The following is a 21,849-nucleotide window of genomic DNA, read 5'->3' on the forward strand; positions in this document are numbered from 1 at the left end:
CGTTCCTAAATCCGGCCCACCCCTCACCGGCCGAGCGGCGAGGATGTCTCGCGCGCCGTCTGCGCCGCGAACCGGGCGATCAGGCGCCGGAGCTGCGCCTTGTGCACCAGGCGCGCCGCCGTCTTCGGCGAGACCCAGATCGCCTCCCGCTCGCCCTTCTCGGGCCACCAACGCTCCCGCCCGTGCACCTTCATGGGGAAGACGGCAACGTTCATGGTCCGCTTGCGATCACCTTTTCGCTTGCGATGCTTGAAGCTGCCCAGTGCGCGCGTGGCCACGACCCCGACCAGGCCCGCCTCCTCATAGGCTTCGAGCGCAGCCGTCAGGTGCGGCTCCTTGTTGCGCATCGGCGATCCCTTTGGGACGCTCCACCTGCGCTTGCGCCTGGTCGTGATCAGCATCACCCGCAGCTCGGACTTGTCCAGACGAAACGGCAGAGCGGCAAATTGCTTCTTTCCCATCAGGCGCCTCCAACTCGCGTCTGATAAGCGAACGCCGCAGCCATGGTTCCTGTTTTGCGAAGTGGCGCCTCGCGTGTGGGCGCTGGAATTTCTAGGAAGCCTGAACTCCACCATGGTCACCTCCGCGCTCAGACCGACGAAAAACAGCGCAACTGCAAGAGATCGTCGACGGAGAGGCCGAACAGCACTGGCCGAAACGCTGGTGCCGTCGCGAGCACGAGCAGCAGCAGAAAGATCACGTAGACCAGAGCCGGCGGCGTGTTTCTAACGACCTGTAGACTGCCTTTCGCATGCACTCCCTCCTGCGCCCCCACGCGTGCCATGGCAACGCCCATTCCGATCATCGCAGCTCCCCACAGCAGAAAGCCGATATCCCAGAAAATGCGCTGGCCGTCGGGCACGGTCTCGTTCACCTGATGCAATCTCAGGATCTGGTGATCGACCACGCCTTCAGCGAGATTGAAGATGCCCCACCCGATCAGGATCGTCCCGAGACACTGCGAGCCGGACCACCGCGGCGCGCTTCGGCGTGTCCGCTGCCACATCAGGAAAAGCCCGGCGAGCACGAGGACGTAGGCGGCACTGTGAAAGATGCCGTCCCAGGTCGTATTGAGGGTGATGTTCTCGATGGAATTAAGCGGATACCAGCCGCTTAACATATGATGCCATTGCAGCAGCTGATGAAAGACGATGCCGTCGAAGAATGCGCCGAGGCCAAGTCCGAGAAGGACGCATGCGGACGTCGGGAAATTGCTTTGTCTGTCTTCCATGTGGTGAACTCGTGCGCGGCTCGGCACTTCCGATACGGAATCAAGCCATGCCACACGCGCACGTTCCTATGGCGATCAGCAGGTCAATGGGATCGAGCTTGCGATCAATCGTGCCAATTCATCGAGACTAACATGCGTTAAGACGAGCCAGACATTCGTCGGCACGCGTGCGCGATTGGTTATCGGCTTCATTCCCGATAGGAACGTTCGGTATCAACGCTGCGTCTGTCGCTCACATGTTGGAGATGCACATGCCGAGAAGATCGTTCTTGCTTGCTTTGAGTGGCCTCGGATTGTCGACCCTGAGTCACCTCAGGGAAATCGCATAGTGCGTAGCGACGGAAGCCAGAGAGGCGATCATGGCATACGCCCTGTTCAAGGACGGAGAGAAGATGAGCCGCACGTTTCCGACCAAGGAGGAAGCGCTGGAGAAAGCCGATGAGGCGGGGTTGGTCGAGCATGCCGAGGGCGAGGCGGTGCTCGAGGACGAGTTGAAGATCAGGCCTTGCCCGGCCGACCCCGAGCCTTGCGATGATGCGGACCTGGACTGGACGCCGGTCAAGCCGGCGTCCTGATCAGGGGCAGCGCAATCGCATATGACTTGTGGCGGCGGTCTGCGCGCACGCCTCGTCCTTCGAGACGGCGCTGACGCGCCTCCTCAGGATGAGGCTAATCGGTGTCAGTGCCCGTTGAAACTGCTGCCGCGCACTCCGACCTCATCCTGAGGAGCCCGCCTCAAGCGGGCGTCTCGAATGATGGCCGCAGGGAAAATCTCAACTGCGATAGCCCTGCTGATCGGGGTCAGCATCATGGGCTCAGCATCCCCTGCAGATGCCTTTGATCTTTCGATCCGCCTCGGAATCGCGGGAGGTCTCCGAACGAATCTGGTCGTCGCCCTGCAGCGAGGGTCCGGGCGTGACGGTCCCATCGATGCGTCCGATGTTGGTGCCGCCTGCAGGATTGCCGGGTCGGCCGACGGTCGTCGATCCCCGTGGGCCGGAGCCGCCGCTCGATTGCGCTGTCCCGGCCGAGTTGGTCCCGGGCGCCGACGACGTGCTCCCGGCCGCCCCGCCACCGGCGCTCCCTCCCCCGCCGCCACCTCCCTGCCCGAATGCCGCTCCGGCGGAGGCGGTCGCCAGCACGGCGAGCAGCACCAGACCTGTCCTGCTCATCGACTGTCTCTTGGTGCATCTGTTGAGGTCGAGCATCATCGATCCTGCTGGTAGCCCTGGTTGGTCGTGTTCTGCTTGATGTTGCCGTGGCGGCCCTGGGTATCGAAATTCTCGCGGCCCGGCTCCCGTTCTGTCGGCTCGACGGCCGGATCGGAACCGGGTCCCTTGTTGCTCCGCTGTTCTTCGGGGACTGGAGGCATCTTTGACATGTGCTGCTCCTGTGTCGATGGTTCGCAATGTCGAAATAGAACAATGAGTTGTCGCAGGGGTCGTTCCTGCGCCGATCGCCGCAGCGCGAGACAGGGAACACCGCGCTGCGTCCCGGGTTGATCAGAGGGTGCTGCCGCAGCCCATCCTGCGAGCTCGACAGGGAAACTCTCGACGGGGAAACACATGCCAAAGGCGACTGAACCTGAAACCGATCCGCGAGAGACACCGCTCGACGATCCGCGCCGGAAGACCGATATGCCGACGCACCGGCAGACGGATAAGCCTTGGCAAGGCAATCCCGAGAAGGAACAGATCGATCCGGAACGGCCGCCGCTGGATCTGGAGCGGTGGCAGAAATCGAAGACGCACTAGCAGCGGAGGCCTGCTGGCGTGTCGAGATCGTGAATGACCGGCCGCAGCGGCCCGCCGGAGTGCAGTTCCATCGTTGCCAGCGTAATCGGCAGCTTGAAGCGGCGCTTCCCTGCGCTGCCTGGATTCAGATAGAGCACGCCGTTGACGGTTTCGATCCGCGCGCGGTGGGAATGCCCTGAGACCACGACATCGATCCCGAGCTCGGCAGGATCGATCGTCAGCTCGTTGAGGTCGTGCAGGACGTGGAAGCTGCGGCCGCCGAGGCGCAGCGTTTGTGTTTCGGGAAAGCGTTCAGCCCACGTGCCCCGGTCGACATTTCCCCTGATCGCGGTGACGGGTGCGATGCGGCAAAGCCCGTCCATCACCGCCTGGGCGCCGATGTCGCCGGCGTGGATGATGTGCGAGACGCCGGCGAGGCAGCGCTTCGCCTCGGGCCTCAGCAGTCCATGCGTGTCGGCGATCACCCCAATCATGAACGTCATGTCAGATCACGGCTTCAGTGCACTACATCCAGCGGCATCCGGCCGATTTCCTCACCATCCTCGTTCGTGACGAGGATCGAGAAGTGGCGGCCCTTAAGCTCGGGACGCTCCTCGAGCAGGCGCCGCGCAATCTCTTCGGCGACATCCAGAGCCTTGATGTCGTCCGGCAAATCGGCACCTCCCTCGTCGGCTACGGTTTCAGAATCCACCAAATCAAAATGATAGCGCGGCAACGTCTGGTCCTCGGGTGTTCCCGCAGGAACGCGCGGTCTCGGGGCTTCGTTCCGGCGTCGGAGCCATCTGCGGTCCGGCGGGCGGGCATCCCCGTCGGTCCTCGGCGCGAGATTGCCGCGGACTCACGCGCGGCGCCGCCGCGTCCTCGCGCGGGGTCTGTAACGCCCCGCCCTCGATGCCGCGAATGCCAGGCCGGCAGCGATCCCGAGCACCACGAGCCCCTTGCTGAGCACAGCGGCCGGCGGAACCTGCTTCCGCACCAGCCAGCCGCCGTCGACGGACGTGCCCTGCGGACCCGCTTCGAGCAAGGTCCCTTCGTTCCTTGCTGCTGGACGCGCGCGCGACAGCAGCCAGCGGAATGCGGCTCCGATGACATTCTCGGTGATCTCAGGAGCAACCGCATAGGCCAGTTGCCCGGCGCGCGCCGGCCACCCCACGGCCATCTCGTCACGAGGCGCGCGGACGAGGCGCAGGAGGGTCTGGGCTACATCTTCGGATTGATAAAGCAGCGGACCAGGATCGAGCCTTCGTCCGGAGACGTTGGCGCCGTGGACGAAGCCCGGCGTATCGACCATGGACGGAAAAACGCCACAGACGTGAATGCCGGGATGAGCCCGGAGCTCCTGACGCAAGCTTGCGGTGAAGCCGCGCAGGCCGAACTTGCTGGCGGTGTAGGCTGCGGCAAAGGGCGTCGGCGCCCAGCCGCCGAGCGAGATGTTGTTGATCAGGACACCGCGGTTCTGGCGAAGGAAGATCGGAAGCACCGCGAACGCGCCATGCATGGTGCCGAGCAGATTAACCTCGATGGTCCGGCGATGAAGCGCGATGTCGGCATCCTGATAGGCCCCGAACACGCCCGTGCCGGCGTTGTTGATCCAGACGTCGATGCCGCCGAAGGCCTCATCCGCCGCACCGGCCAGACGCTGCACCGCCTCCGCGTCAGTGACGTCGGTTGGCACGGCCAGGGCCCGGCCTCCGAGCGCCTCACAATCCGCAGCAAGCCGCATCAAGACCTCGCCGCGGCGTGCGGCGAGGACCACGCTTGCGCCCTCGCGGGCAAAGGCCAGCGCCGCGGCGCGGCCGATTCCACTGGAGGCGCCGGTGATGACGACGCGCGTGCCGACCATCTGCCCGTGCTCGCGTCCCGAGACGTCCGCGGGAAGCAGCCAGCGCAGGGATCGCCGCAGGCGTGCCGTTCCCTGTGTTTCGAACCAGTCGCCATGCGCAAAGATCACCCGCTCCGGAGCCAGCTTCACGAGCCGCTCGCCCGCAGCCCGCGCCGAACGGCCGCCAAGGCGGAGCAGCAGCCGCAGATAGATCGGGGCCTTCCCGCCCGGCTTGGCAATGCCGAGCAGGCTCGCCGCGGCTGTATTCGCGGCGCTGAGGTGGTGGGGATCGAGGTTCTGAACGATATCGGTCAGAACCAGCGTCCGGCTCCGCCTGTCGAACAGCTCGACCTCCGAGAACATCGGAGCATTCACCGACACCGTTTCGAGGTCGGCGGCCCATTCCTCCGGCGTCGTGTCTCCAAGCTCCCGATCGATGCGGAGGCCCGCCGCCCGCACCTGCCCGCGCGCCGCAAGGCCGCGCGCAGCAAAGATCGCGGCCTGCGGCAGCTGCCTTTGCCATTCTGGCAGGAACATCCAGTGCGCAATATTCGGCGCCAGCAGGTATCTGATCGTGCCCAGCCGCTCCAGCTCTTGGCGCAAAGCCGGCGAATATCTCACCGGCGAATGCAGCACGAGGTCGCCGTTCGACAGGCGGATGACAGTCATCCGCACGGGCAGTTGCAGGCCGGCGGCGTTGATCGGCTTGTCGTTCACGATCCAGATATCGTCGGTCACCTGCGACAGGCTGGCAGTCGACACACCGGCGTCGGAACTTTGCATGAGCGTCTTTCCATTGCGAGGGCGTTGCACCAAAGCGCGTGGGCGGCGCTCGTTCCTCATCAATGTCTTGGAAAGAACGTCTGGAAATCACATCGCCGCGGTCGTTCGACCTCCTTCGAGCCGCACCCGTAGCGCGTTGCGGGCGTCGGCGATGACATCGACCCAATCGCCCGGCCGTGTTTGATGAAACAGCCGCAGGCTCGGGTACCAGAACGAACGCGCACCGGATTGGGGCCAGCGCCAGTCGCAATCGGCATGCAGCAAGACCCAGGCCTCGCATCCCAGCGCGCCCGCAAGGTGTGCCACCATGGTGTCGACACATACGACGAGATCGAGCTGCCGCAGGCGATGGCCGAGAGCTATGATGTCGGGCGTGCTGATGTCCCGCGCCCCGATCGTCGCGAGCTCTTCGGTGCTCGTCCCGCGCTGAAGCGAATGGAGCGTCACGCCGGATCCAGCGAGATTGCGCAGCAAGACGGCCGGAACCTCCCGCCGCTTGTCCCACTCACCGACTTTCCAGACCAGGCCGACGGCCAGACTTTGCAGCCGAAGCGGTTGTACGGCAACAGGAGGGAGCATCAGGTAGGGAACGCGCATCTCGACCTGATCGCGGCGCGCTCTGATAGCGTGCGGCACCTCCATGATCTCGATGTCGACCTCGAAAGCGCTCTCGGGCGCACCATCATGCAGCGGGATGGCGCGATCGACGCCCGCTGCGCCCTCGACCATCGGCAGCAGCTCGGGTTGACACCACAGGGTGACGCTGCGCGCAATCGCGCGAAGCGGCTTCATGAAGCGCAGGAACTGGATGGTGTCGCCGAGCCCGTGATAGCAGCGCACCAGCACGTGCTTATCTTTCAGGTCCTCGCCGCGCCAGATCCGCTGGAGATGGCGCGGGCCAGTGTGCTTGGGCGGATGCGCGATCTCCAGCAAATCTCGATCGTTGATCCGCCAGGCGCGCCCAAAATCGCCCGCCCTGATCGCTTCCGCCCAGCCGCCCGCCATGTCGCGCGGTCGCTAATGTCGCACGAACTTGTGGAATCGACTGAGCTTGCCGTCCTTGGTTCGATCCTGATGCAGGAACGCGATGCCGGCTTCATCGAACTTCTCGAAGAACGCATCCCAGCTGATGCGATCCAACGCTTCATCCGGCGGATCGAAATCAATACGCAGGATTCCGGCGTGGCCACCCTCCTCCGTCGCCTTCACGGTCGCCGGCTTCCCGCCGCGTTCTTCGGCCCATTTCTGGATGACGTTGTGATCGGTGGTCTCGTGGGCTTCGCTGTTCTGTGCCTTGGATGTCATGTCACACCTCGTTCACTAGGCGGGCGATGAACGCCGCACCGCATCGAACCATTGGCCGACAAACGCGGGCCGGAGTGATTGGTTCTTCGCGGCAGATACGAAACGGTCCGCGTGAGGCGAGCATCATCTTCTTCATCTTCATCATGAAAGTCGTTCGTTCCGAGCTGGCGGTACGGGATTTTATCCCATGTTAAGCGCGTCGCATTTTCTCGCGATGAATCGGCCGAGGCGTGCCGCCCGCCATCTCCTTTCCAGGAACGAACATACCTTCCACACGTTCGCCGACGTACTTACACCGACTCTTGCACCGACGCCGCGCGTTTTCCGGAGGGCTTCATTCCATGCATTCTCGTCTCCAACACAGGCGCCGCGTACGCGTCGGACTCGTCGGCGTCGGCAATTGCGCGAGCTCCTTCGTCCAGGGCCTCACCTACTACCGGAACGCCAAGTCGAACGAGCCGGTCCCGGGGCTAATGAACGCGGATCTCGGCGGTTACCATATCAGCGATATCCAGATCGCTTCGGCGTTCGACGTCAACGCCAACAAGGTCGGCCGCGACGTCGCCGATGCGATCTTCGCCTCGCCCAACAACACGCACCGCTTCTCCGACGTCGCGCCGACAGGCGTGATCGTGCAGCGCGGACCGGTCCTGGACGGCATCGGGCATTATCTCACCGACGACGTTCCGATTGCGGACGTGCCGGAGGCCGACGTGTCCGAAGTGCTGGCGATGTCCCGCACCGACGTTCTGGTCTCCTATCTTCCGGTCGGCTCGCAGCGTGCCAGCGAGTGGTATGCGGCACGCGCTATCGAGGCCGGCTGCGGCTACGTCAATTGCATTCCGGTCTTCATCGCCTCCAATCCGGATTGGCAGCGCCGCTTCGAGGAAGCGGGCCTGCCGATCGTCGGCGACGACATCAAGAGCCAGGTCGGTGCCACCATCCTGCATCGCGTGCTCGCCAATCTGTTCCGCGAGCGCGGGGTGCGGCTCGACCGCACTTACCAGCTCAATGTCGGCGGCAACACCGATTTCAAGAACATGCTCGAACGGGAGCGGCTGGCGTCGAAGAAGATCTCCAAGACCCAGGCCGTGACCAGCCAGTTCGACGTCCCCATGGACCCCGACAACATCCATGTCGGACCGAGCGACCACGTGCCGTGGCTCACCGATCGAAAGCTCGCCTTCATCCGCCTGGAGGGAACGACGTTCGGCGGCGTTCCCCTGAGCGCCGAGGTCAAGCTCGAGGTCTGGGACTCCCCGAATTCGGCGGGCGTCGTGATCGACGCGGTGCGCTGTGCCAAGCTCGCCATGGACCGCGGCCAGGCCGGAGCGCTCACCGGACCTTCCAGCTATTTCATGAAATCGCCGCCGCAGCAGTTCACCGACGAGGAGGCCGGACGGCGGACGCGCGCCTTCATCGACGACAAGGCGTTTGCGTGATGGCTGGGATCATCCATCTCGTCCGGCACGGGCATCATGCCCTGCTCGGCCGCATCCTGTGCGGCCGGATGAAGGGCGTCGCGCTCGACGATCTCGGCTGTGAGGAAATGGCGCGCTGTGCCGGCACCATCGCGCCGCGGCCATCGCTCATTCAGTCCAGTCCGCAACGGCGCTGTATGCAGTCGGCCTGCATCCTCGCGGCGCATTTCAGGCTGCCGGTCGAGATCGTTCCCGCCCTCGACGAGCTCGATTATGGCGAATGGACCGGACGATCGTTCGACGAGCTGGCGCCGGATCCCCGATGGTCGCGCTGGAATGGGCGACGCGGCACGAGCCGCCCGCCCGGCGGCGAGAGCATGCGGTCGCTTCAGAATCGGATGGTCGCTCATCTGGAGCAGCTGCGTGGCGATCGCAATCTCGACGCCGTGGTCCTCGTCAGCCACGCCGAGCCGATCCGCGCCGCGCTGCTGCACTATTCGCGCACGCCGCTCGACCAGTTTCTTTCGATCGAGATCGATCCGGCCAGCATCAGCACGCTCCGCGCCGACAGAAGCGGCATGAAGATCACCAGGATCAACCAACGGGTGACGGCGTGAAGATCATCATCTTCGGCCTGACAATCTCGTCTTCCTGGGGCAACGGTCACGCCACCTTGTGGCGCGGCCTCTGCAAGCATCTCGCGCGTTCGGGACACAGCGTCGTCTTCTTCGAGCGCGACGTGCCCTATTATGCCGGTGCCCGGGATCTCTACGAGCTGCCGGGTGGCGCGCTCCGGCTGTTCGCGAACTGGGACGACGTGCGGCAGGCGGCAAGCGCCGAAATCCGTGATGCCGACGTCGCGATCGTGACCTCCTATTGCCCCGATGCGATCGCCGCGACCGAGCTGATTCTCGCTGAGGATCGTGCCGTTCCCGTGTTCTACGACCTCGATACTCCGGTTACGCTGGCAAGGCTCATCGCCGGCGAGGCCGTTCCCTATATCGGCCCGCGCGGCCTGCGGGACTTCGCGCTGGTGCTCAGCTTTACCGGCGGGCCTCACGTTGCGGACGAATTCCGCAACAGGCTCGGCGCGCGCGACACGCGGCCGCTTTATGGGCATGTCGACACAGACATCCACCATCCGGTCGCGCCGCAGCCGCATTATCGCGCCGATTTGTCCTATCTCGGCACCTACTCCGAAGACCGCCAGCGCACGCTCGAGGCGCTTTTCGTCGCGCCCGCGCGGGCGCGCCAGGATCTCCGCTTCCTGATCGGCGGCGCGCAGTATCCGGACGATTTCCCATGGTCGCCCAACATTTATTTCGTGCGGCACCTGCCGCCGTCCGAGCACGCGCCGTTCTTTGCCTCATCGCGGCTGACCCTCAACGTCACCCGCCGGGCCATGGCGGAGATGGGCTGGTGCCCGTCCGGCCGGCTGTTCGAGGCCGCGGCATGCGGTGCCCCGCTGCTGAGCGACGACTGGCCCGGAATAGCGGACTTCTTCGCGCCCGGAGAAGAGATCCTGATCGCACGCGACGAGCACGACGCGCTTGCCGCACTCGCGATGCCGGATGCCGAGCTCAGGCGCATGGCCCTGCGCGCCTATGAGCGCACCATGGACCAGCACACATCCGACAAGCGGGCGCGTGAACTGATCTCGATGCTCGAGCAGATTGCGTCGAGCCGGGTCAGCCGGCAACAAATCGAGGAGGCCTGATCATGTGGGGCATCGTTCCGGCCGCGGGCCGCGGCAGCCGTATTCAGCCGCTCGCCTTCTCGAAGGAATTGCTGCCGGTCGGCAGCCGGCGCGACGACGGGACCGACCGTCCCTGCGCCGTCTCCGAGTATCTGCTGGAGCGCCTCATCCTCGGCGGCGCCGACAAGATCTGCTTCGTGATCTCGCCCGGCAAGTCCGACATCCTCGAATATTTCGGCGACCATTACGGCAGCGCCGAGCTCGCCTATGTGGTGCAGCCCGAAGCCTCCGGCCTGTGCGACGCGGTGTTCAGGGCAAGCACCGTCGTCGGGCGGCACGAAGACGTCATGGTCGGCTTGCCCGACACGGTGTGGTTTCCCAAGGCGGCCCTGCAATCCCTGCCCGAGGCAGACCTCTCGTTCCTGCTGTTCCCGGTCGAGCACCCCGAATTCTTCGATGCGGTGGTGCTGGACGGCGAGCAGGTGACGGAGATCCAGGTCAAGCAGCCGAATGCAGCCTCGCGCTGGATCTGGGGTGCTTTCAAGATGTCGGCCCACGGCTTCCGCCAGCTCCAGGCGCTGTGGCACGCACGCGAACGCCGCGACGAATATTTCGGGACGCTGGTCAATGCCTACCTTTCGGCCGGCGGCAACGGCATCGGGGTCAAGGCCGGCGAATCCTACGTCGATGTCGGCACCATCGACGGCTATCGCACGGCAATGGCCCTGCTCGCCGAGGGCGTCGAGGGCCGTTCCAAGTCGCGGACCCGCGCCTCATCGGACGGGGCCCGGCCGGTCTCAATGAATAACGGAGCGATTGCATGACCAGAGGCGCCCTCTCCCGCGAGGAAATCCGCCAGCGCGTCGATGCGCTGGGGCCATGGTTTCACAATCTCGACCTCAAGGGCGTGCCGACAGCGCCGTCGCACTTTCTCGGCGACTACCCCAATGTGAAGTGGCAGCGCTTCTCCGGCATCATTCCGGACCGGCTCGAAGGCAAGACCGTGCTCGATATCGGCTGCAATGCCGGCTTCTACGCCATGGAGATGAAGCGGCGCGGCGCCGAACGCGTGCTCGGCCTCGACACCGACGAAGAATATCTGGCCCAGGCCCGCTTCGCGGCCGAGGTGAACGGGCTCAGGATCGAATTCCGCAAGATGTCGGCCTATGATGTCGGGCAGCTGCGCGAAAAGTTCGACCTCGTGATCTTCATGGGCGTGCTCTATCATCTGCGACACCCGCTGCTGGCGCTGGACCTGATCCATGAGCACGTCGCCGGCGATCTCCTCCTGTTTCAGTCGATGCTGCGCGGCGACAGCCGGGTCGATGCGATCGAGAAGAATTACGACTTCTGGACTACCGATCAGTTCGATTCCTCCGGCTACCCGAAGCTGCACTTCATCGAGCACAAATATGCCGACGACCCCACCAATTGGTGGGTGCCCAATCGCGCCTGCGTCGAGGCCATGCTGCGCAGCGCCGGCTTTGCCATCGCGGCCCATCCGGAAGAGGAGGTCTATCTGTGCAAGCGCACGACGCGGCCGCAGGTCGACGGGCCGGTTTATCCGTCACGGGAGGCGAGCCGATGATCGAGGCGGCCAAGATCTGGAATGAGCCCAACAACAAGTCGCATTGGGACCTCCTGATCGACCCGGACTGGGCGATGTTTGCCAACCTGGCGCTCGCGGCCGGCAAGGCCATCCGCAGCGCGCATCCGACCTTGCCGCGCGTGCTCGGCGGCATTTCGCCGATCGACCCGTCCTTCATGCGCAGCATGCAGGCGCGTGGCGTGCTCGATCACGTCGACGCCGTCGCCGTGCACGGCTTTCCGCTCGACTGGAATTTATGGCAGATCGGAGAATGGCCGGCCAAGATCGAGGAGATCAAGGCTGTTACCTCGCTCCCGGTCTGGGTCACCGAGGTCGGCGTCTCCTCGTTCGGCGCCGAGGAGGTGCAAGCCTGGGGCCTGTCGCGCACCGCCGACCTTCTGATCGGCCGCGCGCCGCGCATCCACTGGTACAGCCTCTATGATCTCCCTTCGGCCTGGGAGGCGACCACGCGGCACAAGGAGGCCGAGGGGTCCTCCTATTACCGGCATTTCCACATGGGCCTGCTGCGCGAGGATGGAACGCCGAAAGCCGCGGCGGAGCTGTTCGGCCAATACGCCGCCGACATGGGCCTCTGCCAGTGGTTTCATTTCGAGGACCATCGTCTCGATGACGCCGTGCGCTGGATGCGACGGTTTGGCGTGCGGCACTTGCGGACCGGCCTGTCATGGGCCGACAGCTTCCGCCCCAACGCACTGGACTGGTTCGACCGCCAGATGGATGCGCTGGCCGAGTTCGAGATCACTGTGACGTTCTGCTTCACGCCGGAACACCGCGGTCTCGAACCGCATCACACCAGCCCGCCGCTCGACGTGAACGAGTTCGCCGATTTCTGCGCGCAGATGGTCGAGCGCTATTGCACGAAGACCGGTCTCGCCTCCTCTAGTGGCGTCTCCCCGCCGATCAGGGAGCCGACATGCGTGCCCTGATCCTGGTGATGGATTCCGTCGGAATCGGCGCCGCGCCCGACGCCGCCAATTACGGCGACGAAGGTGCCGACACCATCGGCCACATTGCGGATGCATGCATGGCCGGGCGTGCCAATAGTCCGCAGCGGGAGGGGCCGCTGTGCCTGCCAAATCTCGTGGTGCTCGGCCTCGGCGAGGCCTGCCGCCTTGCGACGGGGCGCGTCCCGCCCGGGCTCGACGGCCGGGTTCAGGGTGCGCGCCATGGATGCGCCAGCGAGATATCGAGGGGCAAGGACACGCCATCCGGCCATTGGGAGATCGCCGGCGTGCCTGTCGCGTTCGACTGGGGCTATTTTCCAAAGATCCAGCCCTGCTTCCCGCGCGATCTCGTAACAAAGCTGTGCGAACAAGCCGGACTGCCCGGCATCCTCGGCAACTGCCACGCCTCCGGCACCGACATCATCGCCGAATTCGGCGAGCGCCACATGCGCAGCGGCGAGCCGATCTGCTACACCTCGGCCGACAGCGTGTTCCAGATCGCGGCGCACGAGGAGACGTTCGGGCTTGAGCGGCTTTACGACGTTTGCACGATCGCGAGACGGCTGGTCGATCCCCTGAACATCGGCCGCGTCATCGCGCGTCCGTTCGTCGGAACGGACGCAGGCAATTTCAAGCGCAGCTCGCACCGGCGCGATTTCTCGGTTCCGCCGCCCGAGCGAACCATCCTCGACCTTGCAGAAACTGCCGGCCGCGACATCGTCACGATCGGCAAGATCGACGACATCTTCGCTCATCGCGGCACCGGGAGAAACCTGCGCGGCGACGGCAATGCAGCGCTGTTCGATGCCACGCTCGATGGGCTTGGAGGCCTTGCAGAAGGCGGGCTTTTGTTCGCCAACTTCATCGATTTCGACACGCTCTACGGCCACCGCCGCGACGTCGCCGGCTACGCAGCGGCGCTCGAAGCTTTCGACGCCCGCCTCCCCGAGCTGCTGAGCCGGCTGCGAAGCGACGATCTCCTCATCATCACCGCCGATCATGGTTGCGATCCGACCTGGAGCGGCACCGATCACACGCGCGAGCAGGTCCCGATCCTGGCGTGGACCGCGCAGTCAACGGCTCCGATCGGCCGACGTGCGGGCTTTGCCGACATCGGCGCGACGGTTGCAAGACATCTCGACCTGCCGGCGCCGCTTCATGGCGCGTATTTCTAGCCGGGATTCTAGCTGGGATTCACTTGGGTTATTGATCCAGGTTAGAGAAATTTTCGTTTGTAGGTTTCGCAGGAACGAACATTCCTTGCACCGCTTCTAACTCCCAGACGTGACTGGCGCGCAGGTCGCCCGACCAAGCAAAGGCGCGCTTCAACTCTCATCATCGGCTGGTCCCGAACGGATCGGTCCCATGCGGCACGGAGCGGTGAATGACGCGAGTATTGATTACCGGAGGCGCGGGATTCATCGGTTCGCATACGGCCGACGTGCTGCTTGCGGCTGGCTATAAGGTCCGCCTTCTCGACAATCTCTCTCCGCAGGTCCATGGCGGCAACCGTCAGCGGCCCGCTTATCTCGCGGACGATGCCGAGCTCGTGGTCGGCGACGTCACGGACAGCGTCGCCGTCGAACAGGCCTTGCGCGGCGCCGACATGGTCCTGCATCTCGCCTCCGCCGTCGGCGTCGGCCAGAGCATGTACGACATCGAGCCCTATGTCAGGACGAACGAGCTCGGCACCGCCGTGCTGCTGCAGGCGCTGGCGAAGCGACCGGTCGCGCGGCTGGTGGTGGCGTCCTCGATGAGCATCTACGGCGAGGGCCTGTATCGTGATGCCGTCGGCAACGTCGTGGCTTGCGACGAACGACCGATCGGGCAGCTTCGCCAAGGAGAGTGGGAACTGCGGGATCATGCAGGCCATGCGCTCGATCCCGTGCCTACGCCTGAGACCAAGCAGCCGTCTTTGAGCTCGATCTACGCGCTGAACAAATATGCGCAGGAGCGGATGTGCCTGATCACGGGCAAGGCCTACGGCATTCCGACGGTCGGCTTGCGCTTCTTCAACGTGTTCGGTCCGCGGCAAGCGCTGTCGAATCCCTATACCGGGGTGCTGGCCATCTTCGCCGCGCGGCTGCTCAATGGCCGGCCGCCGCTCGTCTTCGAAGACGGCCTGCAGCGGCGCGACTTCGTCCACGTGCACGATGTCGCCCGCGCCTGCCGCATGGCGCTCGAATCCGACCACGCCCAGGACGTCTTCAACGTCGGCTCGGGCCAGAGCCGCACCATTCTGTCGGTAGCCGAGGATCTTGCCCAGGTGATGGGACGGTGCGAGATCGCTGCCGAGATCACACGGAAATACCGTGCTGGCGACATCCGGCACTGCTTCGCCGACATCGGCAAATCACGCGACCTGCTCGGCTTCGAGCCGCATGTCGCGTTCAAGGACGGGCTCGAAGAGCTCGCCGGGTACCTCGCCGACCAGATCGCCGACGATCAGGCGGAGCGGGCGACCCGTGAGCTGCTGCAACGAGGGTTGGTCGCGTGATGAGTGAACAACACAACAGACCTGTCCTGGTCACCGGCGGCTGCGGCTTCATCGGCTGCAATCTCGCCGACCGTCTGGCCGAGCGCGGCGACCGTGTGCTGGTGCTGGACAATCTCGCCCGCGCCGGCGTGCGCGAGAACGCGCAATGGCTGAAATCCCGGCATGGCGACCGCGTCGCGATCACGGTGGCCGATATCCGCGACCCCATTCCGGTGATCGACGCCGTGCGCGAGGCACGCGCCGTGCTGCACCTCGCGGCCCAGGTCGCCGTCACCGACAGCGTCAGCGATCCCTCGGCCGATTTCGAGATCAACGCCCGTGGCACGCTGAACGTGCTCGAAGCCGTCCGCCTGCACAACGCCTCGGCCCCGGTGATCTTCGCCTCGACCAACAAGGTCTACGGGCGCCTGATCGAGGACAGCGAGATCGCGCTCACCGGCCGTCGCTACACGCCGGTCAACGATCTGCTCGCCGGCGGCATTTCGGAGAACGCGCCGTTGGACTTCTACAGTCCCTATGGATGCTCAAAGGGCACCGCCGATCAATACGTCCACGATTATGCCCGGGTGTTCGGGCTGCAGACCGTGGTGATGCGCATGAGCTGCATCTACGGGCCGCGGCAATTCGGCACCGAGGACCAGGGCTGGATCGCACACTTCCTGCTCAGCGCCATAAGCGGCAATCCGCTGACGATCTATGGCGACGGCAAGCAGGTCCGCGACGCGCTGCACGTGTCGGACGCGGTGAGCGCCTGGCTCGCGGCGCTCGACCACATCGCGCTGGCGCGCGGGCGCGTCTTCAATCTCGGCGGCGGTCCTGCGAATGCGATCAGCCTGCTCGAGTTGATCGACCGCATCACCGAGCTGACGGGCCGCAAGGTCAGCTATCGCTTTGCGGACTGGCGACCGGGCGATCAGCCCTGGTACGTGACCGACACGCGGGCGCTCGCCACCGCGCTCGGCTGGACGCCGCAAATGCCTCTCGCCGATGGCCTGCGCTCGCTCCACACCTGGCTCGACAGCCGCTTCGGATCACAGAATAGAAGCGAGGCCCTGGCATGACGCGGGTCGCCCTCATCAATCCGAACTGGGATTTTTCGGGCAGCATCTATTTCGGCTGCCGCTCGCCTCACCTGCCGCTCGAGCTCGGCATCTCCAAGCACTATCTAAAGGCGGCCGGCCACGACACGTTGCTGCTCGATGCGCATATGTTCGATCTCTCTCTCCGCGACATCGAGACCGAGCTGCGCGCCTTTCGTCCCGGCCAGATCGTCTTCACCACCGCACCGACCTATCTGTTCTGGCGCTGCGCGCCGCCCGAGCTGCGCGTACCGCAGCAGCTCGCCATCGCGGTGCGGGATCTTGCGCCGACCCTGATCGCGGTCGGCCCGCATGGTTCGACCACGCCGAAGACCGCGCTGAAGAAGCTCGGCGTCGATATCGTCGTGATGGGCGAGTGCGAGGCGTCCCTGCTGCGTCTCGCCAATGGCGAACGGGACTTCCCCGGCCTGTGTTTCGCCGACGGTGCTTCGCTCCGGGTCAATGGCGGGCCCCAGGCGGTCGCGTTCAGCGATCAGCCCGCGCTCGACTGGCCGGAGGATATGATCCGGCGTCACCATCACCATCATCACCGCTTCGAGGCCGCGCCGACCGCACCGGGCGCCGAGGTGGAGGCCTCGCGCGGCTGCCCCTACAACTGCACGTTCTGCGCCAAGGAGAATTTCCGCAACGCCTATCGCAAGCGGCCACCCGCCGTCATTCTCGGAGAGATCGATCGTCTGCGCCGCCATGGCATCGAGTACGTCTACTTCATCGACGAGATCTTTCTTCCCAATCGCGAACTTTTGGAAGGCTTGACGACGCGCGGGCTGAAGTTCGGCGTGCAGACGCGGATCGACCTCTGGAAGCCCGACATGCTCGCCCTGCTCGGGCGCGCCGGCTGCGTCTCGATCGAAGCCGGCATCGAGAGCCTCACCGTGGAAGGGCGCGCGGCCCTCGCCAAGAATTGCAAGATGACGACGGATCAGCTCGCCGACCGGCTGGTCGAAGCTCGCCGCCACGTCCCCTTCGTGCAGGCCAATTTGATCGAGGTGCCCGAGGACGACGATCCCGTGGTGCAGCGCTGGCGCCGCACCATGCAGGATGCCGGCGTCTGGGCCAACGATCCCGTGCCGCTCTACCCCTATCCCGGCTCTCCCGACTACCGCAAGCTCTGGGGCGAGCCCGACGATGTCGCCTGGGAGCGCGCACACCGGCACTATCTCGCGATGTTCGACCAGTTCAGCGACGTGCAGAACGGTCGCCCGGTGCCACTCGACAGCCTCGAACTCCAGGTGGCCTCATGAACCGTGGCGCCGACATCAGGATCATGATGACGACCGACACGGTTGGCGGCGTGTGGACCTATTCCTGCGCGCTTGCCACGAGTCTCGCTGCGTCCGGTGCCGACGTCACGCTGGTGACGCTGGGCCCGCGGGCACGGGTCGATCAGCGTCAGATGCTGCGTGAGACCAGCGTGCACCTGGTCGACACGGACCTCGCACTCGAATGGCAGGACCCGGAGGGCCAAAACGTTTCCGACGCAAGGCGCGTGCTTGCGAAGCTCGAAGCCAGGTTGTCGCCCGACGTCGTGCATCTGAACAGCTTTCGCGAGGCGTCCTTTGCCTGGGCGGCCCCGACCGTGCTGGTCGCGCATTCCTGCGTGAACTCCTGGGCGCTCGCCTGCCGCGATACGGCCTGGCTTGGCGAGCCCAGATGGCGCCGCTACAGCGAGCGGGTCGCCGCTGCGCTCGACGCGGCGCAGGCCTGGGTCTGTCCGAGCCGGGCCTTCCACGACGACATCACGGCGATCTACCAGCCGCAATCGCGCGGCGCGGTGATCTGGAACGGAATTTCGCCACGCGCCCCGTCTGGGCGAAAGCAGGACCTGATTTTCGCGGCAGGACGGCTGTGGGACCGAGCCAAGAACATCGAAGCGCTCGCCGCCGCCGCGCCTGGGCTGGATTGGCCGGTCGAGGTGGCCGGTCCTATCGAAGCACGCCTGCCAGCGGGTATCACCTGGCTCGGAGAGCTGCCGCACGCGGCGCTGGAGACGCGCCTGCAGCATGCAGCGATCTTCGTCAGCCCCGCACTCTATGAACCGTTCGGTCTCTCGGTGCTGGAAGCCGCCGCCGCCGGTTGCGCGCTGGTCCTCTCTGACATCCCGACCTTCAGGGAATTGTGGCGCGGCGCCGCCTTGTTCGTCGATCCCGCCGACAGCGAGGCGCTGCACCGGGCTCTGGCAGATCTTTGCGCTGACGAGATGGGCCGCGCAAAGCTGCAGCGGGCCGCCTATGAGCAATCCCTGACCTATTCGCTGACGCGCATGACGAGCGCCTATCTCGGTCTCTACCAGGATCTGATCGCATCGCGCCGGACGAGCGCCGAGGCCAGCCAAATCGAGGTGCGCGCATGAAATGCGTCCTGTTCTATCATGCCTTCACCTCCTGCTGGAACAACGGCAACGCGCATTTCCTGCGAGGCTATGCACGCGAGCTCCATGCGCTTGGGCACGAGGTGGTCGTGTTCGAGCCCATCGACGGCTGGAGCCGCCTGAACGCCATTCGCGAAGGAGGGAGTCATGCGATGGAGGACATTCCCGCCCTCTTCTCCGGCATCGACATCCGCCGCTACGACACCAGCCTCGATCTCGAGCGGGCGCTTGATGGCGCGGATCTCGTCATCGTGCATGAATGGAATTCGCCCGATCTCATCGCGCAGATCGGGCGCAGGCGGGTGCAAGGCGGGTCCTTCACCCTGCTCTTTCACGATACCCATCACCGTGCGGTCAGCGCGCCCGACGAGCTTGCGCAATTCGATCTCGACGGATTCGACGGCGTGCTCGCCTTCGGCGAGGTGCTTCGGCAGATCTATCTGAAGCTCGGTTGGGCAGACCGGGTCTTCACATGGCACGAGGCAGCGGACGTTGCGCTGTATCACCCGTTGCCCCAGGTCGAGCGGACCGACGATCTGGTCTGGATCGGCAATTGGGGCGACGGCGAGCGCAGCGCCGAGCTGAACGAGTTCCTGGTCGAGCCCGTGGCGGAGATGAAGCTCCGCGCCAGCGTCCATGGCGTGCGCTATTCGGATGATGCGCTCCGCACCATCAGGAGCGCAGGCATCCGCTATGGCGGCTGGCTGCCGGCGCATTGGGCCCCCGTCGCCTTCGCGGGCGCGCGCGCGACCATCCATGTGCCGCGCGGGCCTTACGTCGCCCTGCTGCCGGGCATCCCGACCATCCGCGTCTTCGAGGCGCTGGCCTGCGGCATTCCCCTGGTTTCGGCACCCTGGTCGGATGAGGAAGGCCTGTTCCCCGAGGGCGCTTATCTCAGCGTTGGCGATGGCCAACAGATGAAGCATGCGCTTCGGTCCGTCATCGACGATCCGGAATTCTCTGCCGCGATGGTGGAGACCGGCCTGAAGGTCATCAGGGATCGTCATACCTGCCGCCACCGCGCCGAGCAGCTCATCGACATCGTCACCGACCTCAGGGATTCCAGCCGCTCGGCACGGCCTCAGCACGACATCGGAGCCGTCGCATGAAGATCTGCTTCTTCGGATCCAGCCTCGTCTCGTCCTACTGGAACGGCGCTGCCACCTACTACCGTGGCATGCTGAAGGAGATCGCGGCGCTCGGCCACGAGGTCACCTTCTACGAACCCGACGCCTTCGACCGCCAGTCGCATCGCGACATCGACGAGCCGGATTGGGCCAGGGTGGTGGTCTATCCCGCGACCGCCGACGGCTGGCGCAGCTCGCTCGACACAGCCGCACAATCGGCCGACATGCTGGTCAAGGCCAGCGGCGTCGGCGTCTTTGATCTCGAGCTGGAGAACGCCGTCGCCGCGCTGCCCTCGCGGCTGACGCGGATCTATTGGGACGTCGATGCTCCCGCCACGCTCGAGGCGATGGAAAGCGATCCGCAGCATCATCTGCGTCGCGCGATCCCATACTACGACATGGTCCTGACCTATGGCGGCGGCGAGCCCGTCGTCTCCGCGTATCGATCGGTGGGCGCGCGGGACTGCGTGCCTATCTACAACGCACTCGATCCGGCCACGCATTTTCCGTCGCCGCCCAATCCGCGCTTTGCCTGCGATCTCAGCCTGCTGGCGAACCGCCTGCCCGACCGTGAGAGGCGCGTCGAGCATTTCTTCCTCGACGTTGCACGCCATCTGCCCGAAAAGTCCTTCGTGCTCGGCGGCTCCGGCTGGGACGACAAGGACGCCTCCGCCAATCTGCGCAAGGTCGGCCATGTCGGCACCGCCGATCACAACGCGTTCTTCGGCTCCGCGCTCGCCACGCTCAACGTCAATCGCGACAGCATGGCGCGCTATGGCTTCTCACCGCCGACGCGGGTGTTCGAAGCGATCGGCGCCGGCGCGTGCCTGATCACTGACGAGTGGGCCGGCATCGATCATTTCCTCGAACCCGGCCGCGAGGTGCTGGTGGCCGCCGACGGCGCCGAGGTGGCCGAGCACCTCACCGCGCTCGATCCCGAGCGGGCCCGGTCTATCGCCCGCCGCGCCCGCGCACGCATCCTCAGCCAGCACACTTACCGGCAGCGCGCCCGCCAGTTCAACGATCTCTTCGTCGCCCACAGCTCCCGAATCGAGGCAGCAGAATGAACCTCTCCATCGTCGTCATCGGTCTTTCGGTCACTTCGTCCTGGGGCAACGGTCATGCCACGACCTACCGCGCCCTGATCGAAGCGCTGGCGCGACGAGGTCACCGCGTCACGTTCCTGGAGCGGGACGTGCCCTGGTATCGGGATCACCGCGACCTGACCAAGCCCTCTGCCTGGACTGTCGAATTGTACCATTCTTCGAAAGATGTTCCGCGCCAGTTCGGCAAGCTGATCCGCGATGCCGATCTGGTGATCATCGGCTCTTATGTTCCTGACGGGATCGCGCTCGCCGAATGGACCACGACGCACGCGAGGGGCATCACCGCGTTCTACGACATCGACACGCCAGTCACTCTGGCGCGGCTCGAGCAAGGCCTCGACTATCTCTCGGCGGCAATGATCCCGCGCTTCGATCTCTATCTGTCGTTCACCGGCGGACCGGTGCCCGGCATGATCGAGCAGAGCTACGGCAGTCCGCTCGCGCGTGTGCTTTACTGCAGCGCAGACGCGGAGATCTACGCGCCGAAGCAGGCGCCGCCGAAATGGGCGCTCGGCTATCTCGGGACCTACAGCGAGGACCGGCAGCCCGTTCTCGAGGAGCTGCTGCTGGCACCGGCGCGCACGCTGCCGAGCGATCAATTCGTCGTCGCCGGCGCGCAATATCCGGACAATATCGCCTGGCCCGCCAACGTTACGCGGATCGAGCACCTCTCGCCGAAGCAGCACCCGGAGTTCTACGCGGCGCAGCGTTTCACGCTGAACGCCACCCGCGCCGACATGAAGGCGCTGGGCTTCTCCCCGAGCGTCAGGCTGTTCGAGGCGGCGGCCTGCGGCACGCCCGTGATCTCGGACCGCTGGCCGGGGATCGAGACGATCTTCGCGCCCTCGAAGGAAATCCTGCTGGCAGCCAGCCCGCGCGAGGTCGTCGAGATCCTGCGCGACATGCCGGAAGAGCAACGGCGCACGATCGCCCACAACGCGCGGCGGCGGGTGCTCGCCGACCACACCCCCGACCATCGCGCACGGCAACTGGAGACCTATTACGCCGAGGCAGCCGCGCGGCGCCGCCGCAAGACGGCGCCACTCCCCGTCGTTCGCCCCATGCAGGTCGCCCAACTCTGAA

25 protein-coding genes are annotated in these 21,849 nt (G+C 65.2%); 16 read left to right on the forward strand and 9 right to left on the reverse strand.

Features of this window, described 5'->3' with window-relative positions; all coding sequences use genetic code 11:
• Nucleotides 1-23: 23 nt before the first annotated feature.
• Both XF30_RS25835 and XF30_RS25840 read right to left on the reverse strand, forming a co-directional pair.
• Nucleotides 24-461, reverse strand: a complete 438-nt coding sequence (locus tag XF30_RS25835) for an NUDIX hydrolase (protein WP_109144235.1) — start codon at nt 459-461, stop codon at nt 24-26.
• Between the two features lie 128 nt (nt 462-589).
• Nucleotides 590-1,285, reverse strand: a complete 696-nt coding sequence (locus XF30_RS25840) for a DUF2243 domain-containing protein (RefSeq protein WP_349644156.1) — start codon at nt 1,283-1,285, stop codon at nt 590-592.
• A 305-nt stretch (nt 1,286-1,590) separates the two neighbouring features.
• Here XF30_RS25840 and XF30_RS25845 point away from each other — a divergent pair, with 305 nt between their 5' ends.
• On the forward strand, nt 1,591-1,806 hold the full coding sequence (locus XF30_RS25845) for a hypothetical protein (RefSeq protein WP_036005032.1): 216 nt from the start codon (nt 1,591-1,593) through the stop codon (nt 1,804-1,806).
• 240 nt (nt 1,807-2,046) lie between these two features.
• On the opposite strand, the gene XF30_RS25850 is transcribed toward XF30_RS25845, so the two are convergent.
• Both XF30_RS25850 and XF30_RS38675 read right to left on the reverse strand, forming a co-directional pair.
• Nucleotides 2,047-2,403 (reverse strand): hypothetical protein, encoded by a 357-nt coding sequence (locus XF30_RS25850; RefSeq protein WP_109145847.1) that lies wholly within the window; start codon nt 2,401-2,403, stop codon nt 2,047-2,049.
• Between the two features lie 35 nt (nt 2,404-2,438).
• Nucleotides 2,439-2,612 (reverse strand): hypothetical protein, encoded by a 174-nt coding sequence (locus tag XF30_RS38675; RefSeq protein ID WP_192893250.1) that lies wholly within the window; start codon nt 2,610-2,612, stop codon nt 2,439-2,441.
• Nucleotides 2,613-2,796: 184 nt separating this feature from the next.
• On the opposite strand from XF30_RS38675, the gene XF30_RS25855 reads away from it, so the two are divergent.
• Entirely contained in the window at nt 2,797-2,985 is a 189-nt protein-coding gene (locus tag XF30_RS25855) for a hypothetical protein (RefSeq protein ID WP_036005037.1), read from the forward strand.
• Here the strand turns inward: XF30_RS25855 and XF30_RS25860 are convergent.
• From XF30_RS25860 to XF30_RS25880, 5 genes are all read right to left on the reverse strand, one after another.
• Nucleotides 2,982-3,467 carry a metallophosphoesterase family protein gene (locus XF30_RS25860; protein ID WP_109144237.1) on the reverse strand — a complete coding sequence of 162 codons (486 nt, stop codon included), beginning with the start codon at nt 3,465-3,467 and terminating at the stop codon, nt 2,982-2,984. The genes XF30_RS25855 and XF30_RS25860 overlap by 4 nt on opposite strands.
• 14 nt (nt 3,468-3,481) lie before the next feature.
• A complete protein-coding gene (locus XF30_RS25865; protein ID WP_057029921.1) occupies nt 3,482-3,700 on the reverse strand; it encodes a DUF6894 family protein in 219 nt (72 codons plus the stop codon).
• 123 nt (nt 3,701-3,823) lie between these two features.
• Nucleotides 3,824-5,590 carry an SDR family oxidoreductase gene (locus tag XF30_RS25870; RefSeq protein WP_109144238.1) on the reverse strand — a complete coding sequence of 589 codons (1,767 nt, stop codon included), beginning with the start codon at nt 5,588-5,590 and terminating at the stop codon, nt 3,824-3,826.
• An 87-nt stretch (nt 5,591-5,677) separates the two neighbouring features.
• Entirely contained in the window at nt 5,678-6,595 is a 918-nt protein-coding gene (locus tag XF30_RS25875; RefSeq protein ID WP_109144239.1) for a glycosyltransferase family protein, read from the reverse strand.
• Nucleotides 6,596-6,607: 12 nt separating this feature from the next.
• A complete protein-coding gene (locus tag XF30_RS25880; protein WP_057029924.1) occupies nt 6,608-6,895 on the reverse strand; it encodes a hypothetical protein in 288 nt (95 codons plus the stop codon).
• Between the two features lie 341 nt (nt 6,896-7,236).
• Between XF30_RS25880 and XF30_RS25885 the strand changes: the two genes are divergently transcribed.
• The 14 genes from XF30_RS25885 (at nt 7,237) to XF30_RS25950 (ending at nt 21,848) form a co-directional block, all read left to right on the forward strand.
• Nucleotides 7,237-8,337 (forward strand): inositol-3-phosphate synthase, encoded by a 1,101-nt coding sequence (locus tag XF30_RS25885; RefSeq protein ID WP_109144240.1) that lies wholly within the window; start codon nt 7,237-7,239, stop codon nt 8,335-8,337.
• The gene (locus XF30_RS25890) at nt 8,337-8,933 is read left to right on the forward strand and encodes a histidine phosphatase family protein (protein ID WP_109144241.1); all 597 of its coding nucleotides are present in this window, start codon (nt 8,337-8,339) and stop codon (nt 8,931-8,933) included. Before XF30_RS25885 ends, XF30_RS25890 begins: the two co-directional genes overlap by 1 nt.
• Complete coding sequence (locus tag XF30_RS25895; protein ID WP_109144242.1) at nt 8,930-10,033, forward strand: CgeB family protein; 1,104 nt, start codon at nt 8,930-8,932, stop codon at nt 10,031-10,033. Before XF30_RS25890 ends, XF30_RS25895 begins: the two co-directional genes overlap by 4 nt.
• A 2-nt stretch (nt 10,034-10,035) precedes the next feature.
• Nucleotides 10,036-10,836: a nucleotidyltransferase family protein gene (locus tag XF30_RS25900; protein ID WP_109144243.1), complete on the forward strand. Its 801-nt coding sequence runs from the start codon at nt 10,036-10,038 to the stop codon at nt 10,834-10,836.
• The gene (locus XF30_RS25905; RefSeq protein WP_074448197.1) at nt 10,833-11,600 is read left to right on the forward strand and encodes a TIGR04290 family methyltransferase; all 768 of its coding nucleotides are present in this window, start codon (nt 10,833-10,835) and stop codon (nt 11,598-11,600) included. The genes XF30_RS25900 and XF30_RS25905 overlap by 4 nt, the downstream gene beginning before the upstream one ends.
• The gene (locus tag XF30_RS25910; protein WP_036005069.1) at nt 11,597-12,547 is read left to right on the forward strand and encodes a glycoside hydrolase 5 family protein; all 951 of its coding nucleotides are present in this window, start codon (nt 11,597-11,599) and stop codon (nt 12,545-12,547) included. The genes XF30_RS25905 and XF30_RS25910 overlap by 4 nt, the downstream gene beginning before the upstream one ends.
• On the forward strand, nt 12,535-13,740 hold the full coding sequence (locus XF30_RS25915; protein ID WP_109144244.1) for a phosphopentomutase: 1,206 nt from the start codon (nt 12,535-12,537) through the stop codon (nt 13,738-13,740). The genes XF30_RS25910 and XF30_RS25915 overlap by 13 nt, the downstream gene beginning before the upstream one ends.
• Before the next feature lie 209 nt (nt 13,741-13,949).
• Nucleotides 13,950-15,062 (forward strand): NAD-dependent epimerase/dehydratase family protein, encoded by a 1,113-nt coding sequence (locus tag XF30_RS25920; RefSeq protein WP_109144245.1) that lies wholly within the window; start codon nt 13,950-13,952, stop codon nt 15,060-15,062.
• Nucleotides 15,062-16,123, forward strand: coding sequence for an SDR family NAD(P)-dependent oxidoreductase (locus tag XF30_RS25925; RefSeq protein ID WP_109144246.1), 1,062 nt, complete (start codon nt 15,062-15,064; stop codon nt 16,121-16,123). Before XF30_RS25920 ends, XF30_RS25925 begins: the two co-directional genes overlap by 1 nt.
• Complete coding sequence (locus XF30_RS25930) at nt 16,120-17,406, forward strand: TIGR04295 family B12-binding domain-containing radical SAM protein (RefSeq protein ID WP_109144247.1); 1,287 nt, start codon at nt 16,120-16,122, stop codon at nt 17,404-17,406. Before XF30_RS25925 ends, XF30_RS25930 begins: the two co-directional genes overlap by 4 nt.
• On the forward strand, nt 17,403-18,515 hold the full coding sequence (locus XF30_RS25935; RefSeq protein ID WP_109144248.1) for a glycosyltransferase family 4 protein: 1,113 nt from the start codon (nt 17,403-17,405) through the stop codon (nt 18,513-18,515). Before XF30_RS25930 ends, XF30_RS25935 begins: the two co-directional genes overlap by 4 nt.
• Nucleotides 18,512-19,642 carry a CgeB family protein gene (locus XF30_RS25940; RefSeq protein WP_109144249.1) on the forward strand — a complete coding sequence of 377 codons (1,131 nt, stop codon included), beginning with the start codon at nt 18,512-18,514 and terminating at the stop codon, nt 19,640-19,642. The genes XF30_RS25935 and XF30_RS25940 overlap by 4 nt, the downstream gene beginning before the upstream one ends.
• A complete protein-coding gene (locus XF30_RS25945; RefSeq protein WP_036034785.1) occupies nt 19,639-20,727 on the forward strand; it encodes a CgeB family protein in 1,089 nt (362 codons plus the stop codon). Before XF30_RS25940 ends, XF30_RS25945 begins: the two co-directional genes overlap by 4 nt.
• Entirely contained in the window at nt 20,724-21,848 is a 1,125-nt protein-coding gene (locus XF30_RS25950; RefSeq protein WP_036023657.1) for a CgeB family protein, read from the forward strand. Before XF30_RS25945 ends, XF30_RS25950 begins: the two co-directional genes overlap by 4 nt.
• Nucleotide 21,849 lies beyond the last annotated feature (1 nt).

This window comes from Bradyrhizobium sp. SUTN9-2, assembly GCF_003122645.1.
Taxonomy (GTDB): Bacteria; Pseudomonadota; Alphaproteobacteria; order Rhizobiales; family Xanthobacteraceae; genus Bradyrhizobium; species Bradyrhizobium yuanmingense.

Coding starts and splice junctions, on each gene's coding strand:
- XF30_RS25870 (WP_109144238.1), bottom strand. CDS start 5,590: ATGCAAAGTTCCGACGCCGGTGTGTCGACTGCCAGCCTGTCGCAGGTG.
- XF30_RS25940 (WP_109144249.1), top strand. CDS start 18,512: ATGAAATGCGTCCTGTTCTATCATGCCTTCACCTCCTGCTGGAACAAC.
- XF30_RS25860 (WP_109144237.1), bottom strand. CDS start 3,467: ATGACGTTCATGATTGGGGTGATCGCCGACACGCATGGACTGCTGAGG.
- XF30_RS25950 (WP_036023657.1), top strand. CDS start 20,724: ATGAACCTCTCCATCGTCGTCATCGGTCTTTCGGTCACTTCGTCCTGG.
- XF30_RS25945 (WP_036034785.1), top strand. CDS start 19,639: ATGAAGATCTGCTTCTTCGGATCCAGCCTCGTCTCGTCCTACTGGAAC.
- XF30_RS25845 (WP_036005032.1), top strand. CDS start 1,591: ATGGCATACGCCCTGTTCAAGGACGGAGAGAAGATGAGCCGCACGTTT.
- XF30_RS25930 (WP_109144247.1), top strand. CDS start 16,120: ATGACGCGGGTCGCCCTCATCAATCCGAACTGGGATTTTTCGGGCAGC.
- XF30_RS25920 (WP_109144245.1), top strand. CDS start 13,950: ATGACGCGAGTATTGATTACCGGAGGCGCGGGATTCATCGGTTCGCAT.
- XF30_RS25885 (WP_109144240.1), top strand. CDS start 7,237: ATGCATTCTCGTCTCCAACACAGGCGCCGCGTACGCGTCGGACTCGTC.
- XF30_RS25925 (WP_109144246.1), top strand. CDS start 15,062: ATGAGTGAACAACACAACAGACCTGTCCTGGTCACCGGCGGCTGCGGC.
- XF30_RS25880 (WP_057029924.1), bottom strand. CDS start 6,895: ATGACATCCAAGGCACAGAACAGCGAAGCCCACGAGACCACCGATCAC.
- XF30_RS25915 (WP_109144244.1), top strand. CDS start 12,535: ATGCGTGCCCTGATCCTGGTGATGGATTCCGTCGGAATCGGCGCCGCG.
- XF30_RS25935 (WP_109144248.1), top strand. CDS start 17,403: ATGAACCGTGGCGCCGACATCAGGATCATGATGACGACCGACACGGTT.
- XF30_RS25905 (WP_074448197.1), top strand. CDS start 10,833: ATGACCAGAGGCGCCCTCTCCCGCGAGGAAATCCGCCAGCGCGTCGAT.
- XF30_RS25875 (WP_109144239.1), bottom strand. CDS start 6,595: ATGGCGGGCGGCTGGGCGGAAGCGATCAGGGCGGGCGATTTTGGGCGC.
- XF30_RS25900 (WP_109144243.1), top strand. CDS start 10,036: ATGTGGGGCATCGTTCCGGCCGCGGGCCGCGGCAGCCGTATTCAGCCG.
- XF30_RS25910 (WP_036005069.1), top strand. CDS start 11,597: ATGATCGAGGCGGCCAAGATCTGGAATGAGCCCAACAACAAGTCGCAT.
- XF30_RS25855 (WP_036005037.1), top strand. CDS start 2,797: ATGCCAAAGGCGACTGAACCTGAAACCGATCCGCGAGAGACACCGCTC.
- XF30_RS25835 (WP_109144235.1), bottom strand. CDS start 461: ATGGGAAAGAAGCAATTTGCCGCTCTGCCGTTTCGTCTGGACAAGTCC.
- XF30_RS38675 (WP_192893250.1), bottom strand. CDS start 2,612: ATGTCAAAGATGCCTCCAGTCCCCGAAGAACAGCGGAGCAACAAGGGA.
- XF30_RS25890 (WP_109144241.1), top strand. CDS start 8,337: ATGGCTGGGATCATCCATCTCGTCCGGCACGGGCATCATGCCCTGCTC.
- XF30_RS25850 (WP_109145847.1), bottom strand. CDS start 2,403: ATGAGCAGGACAGGTCTGGTGCTGCTCGCCGTGCTGGCGACCGCCTCC.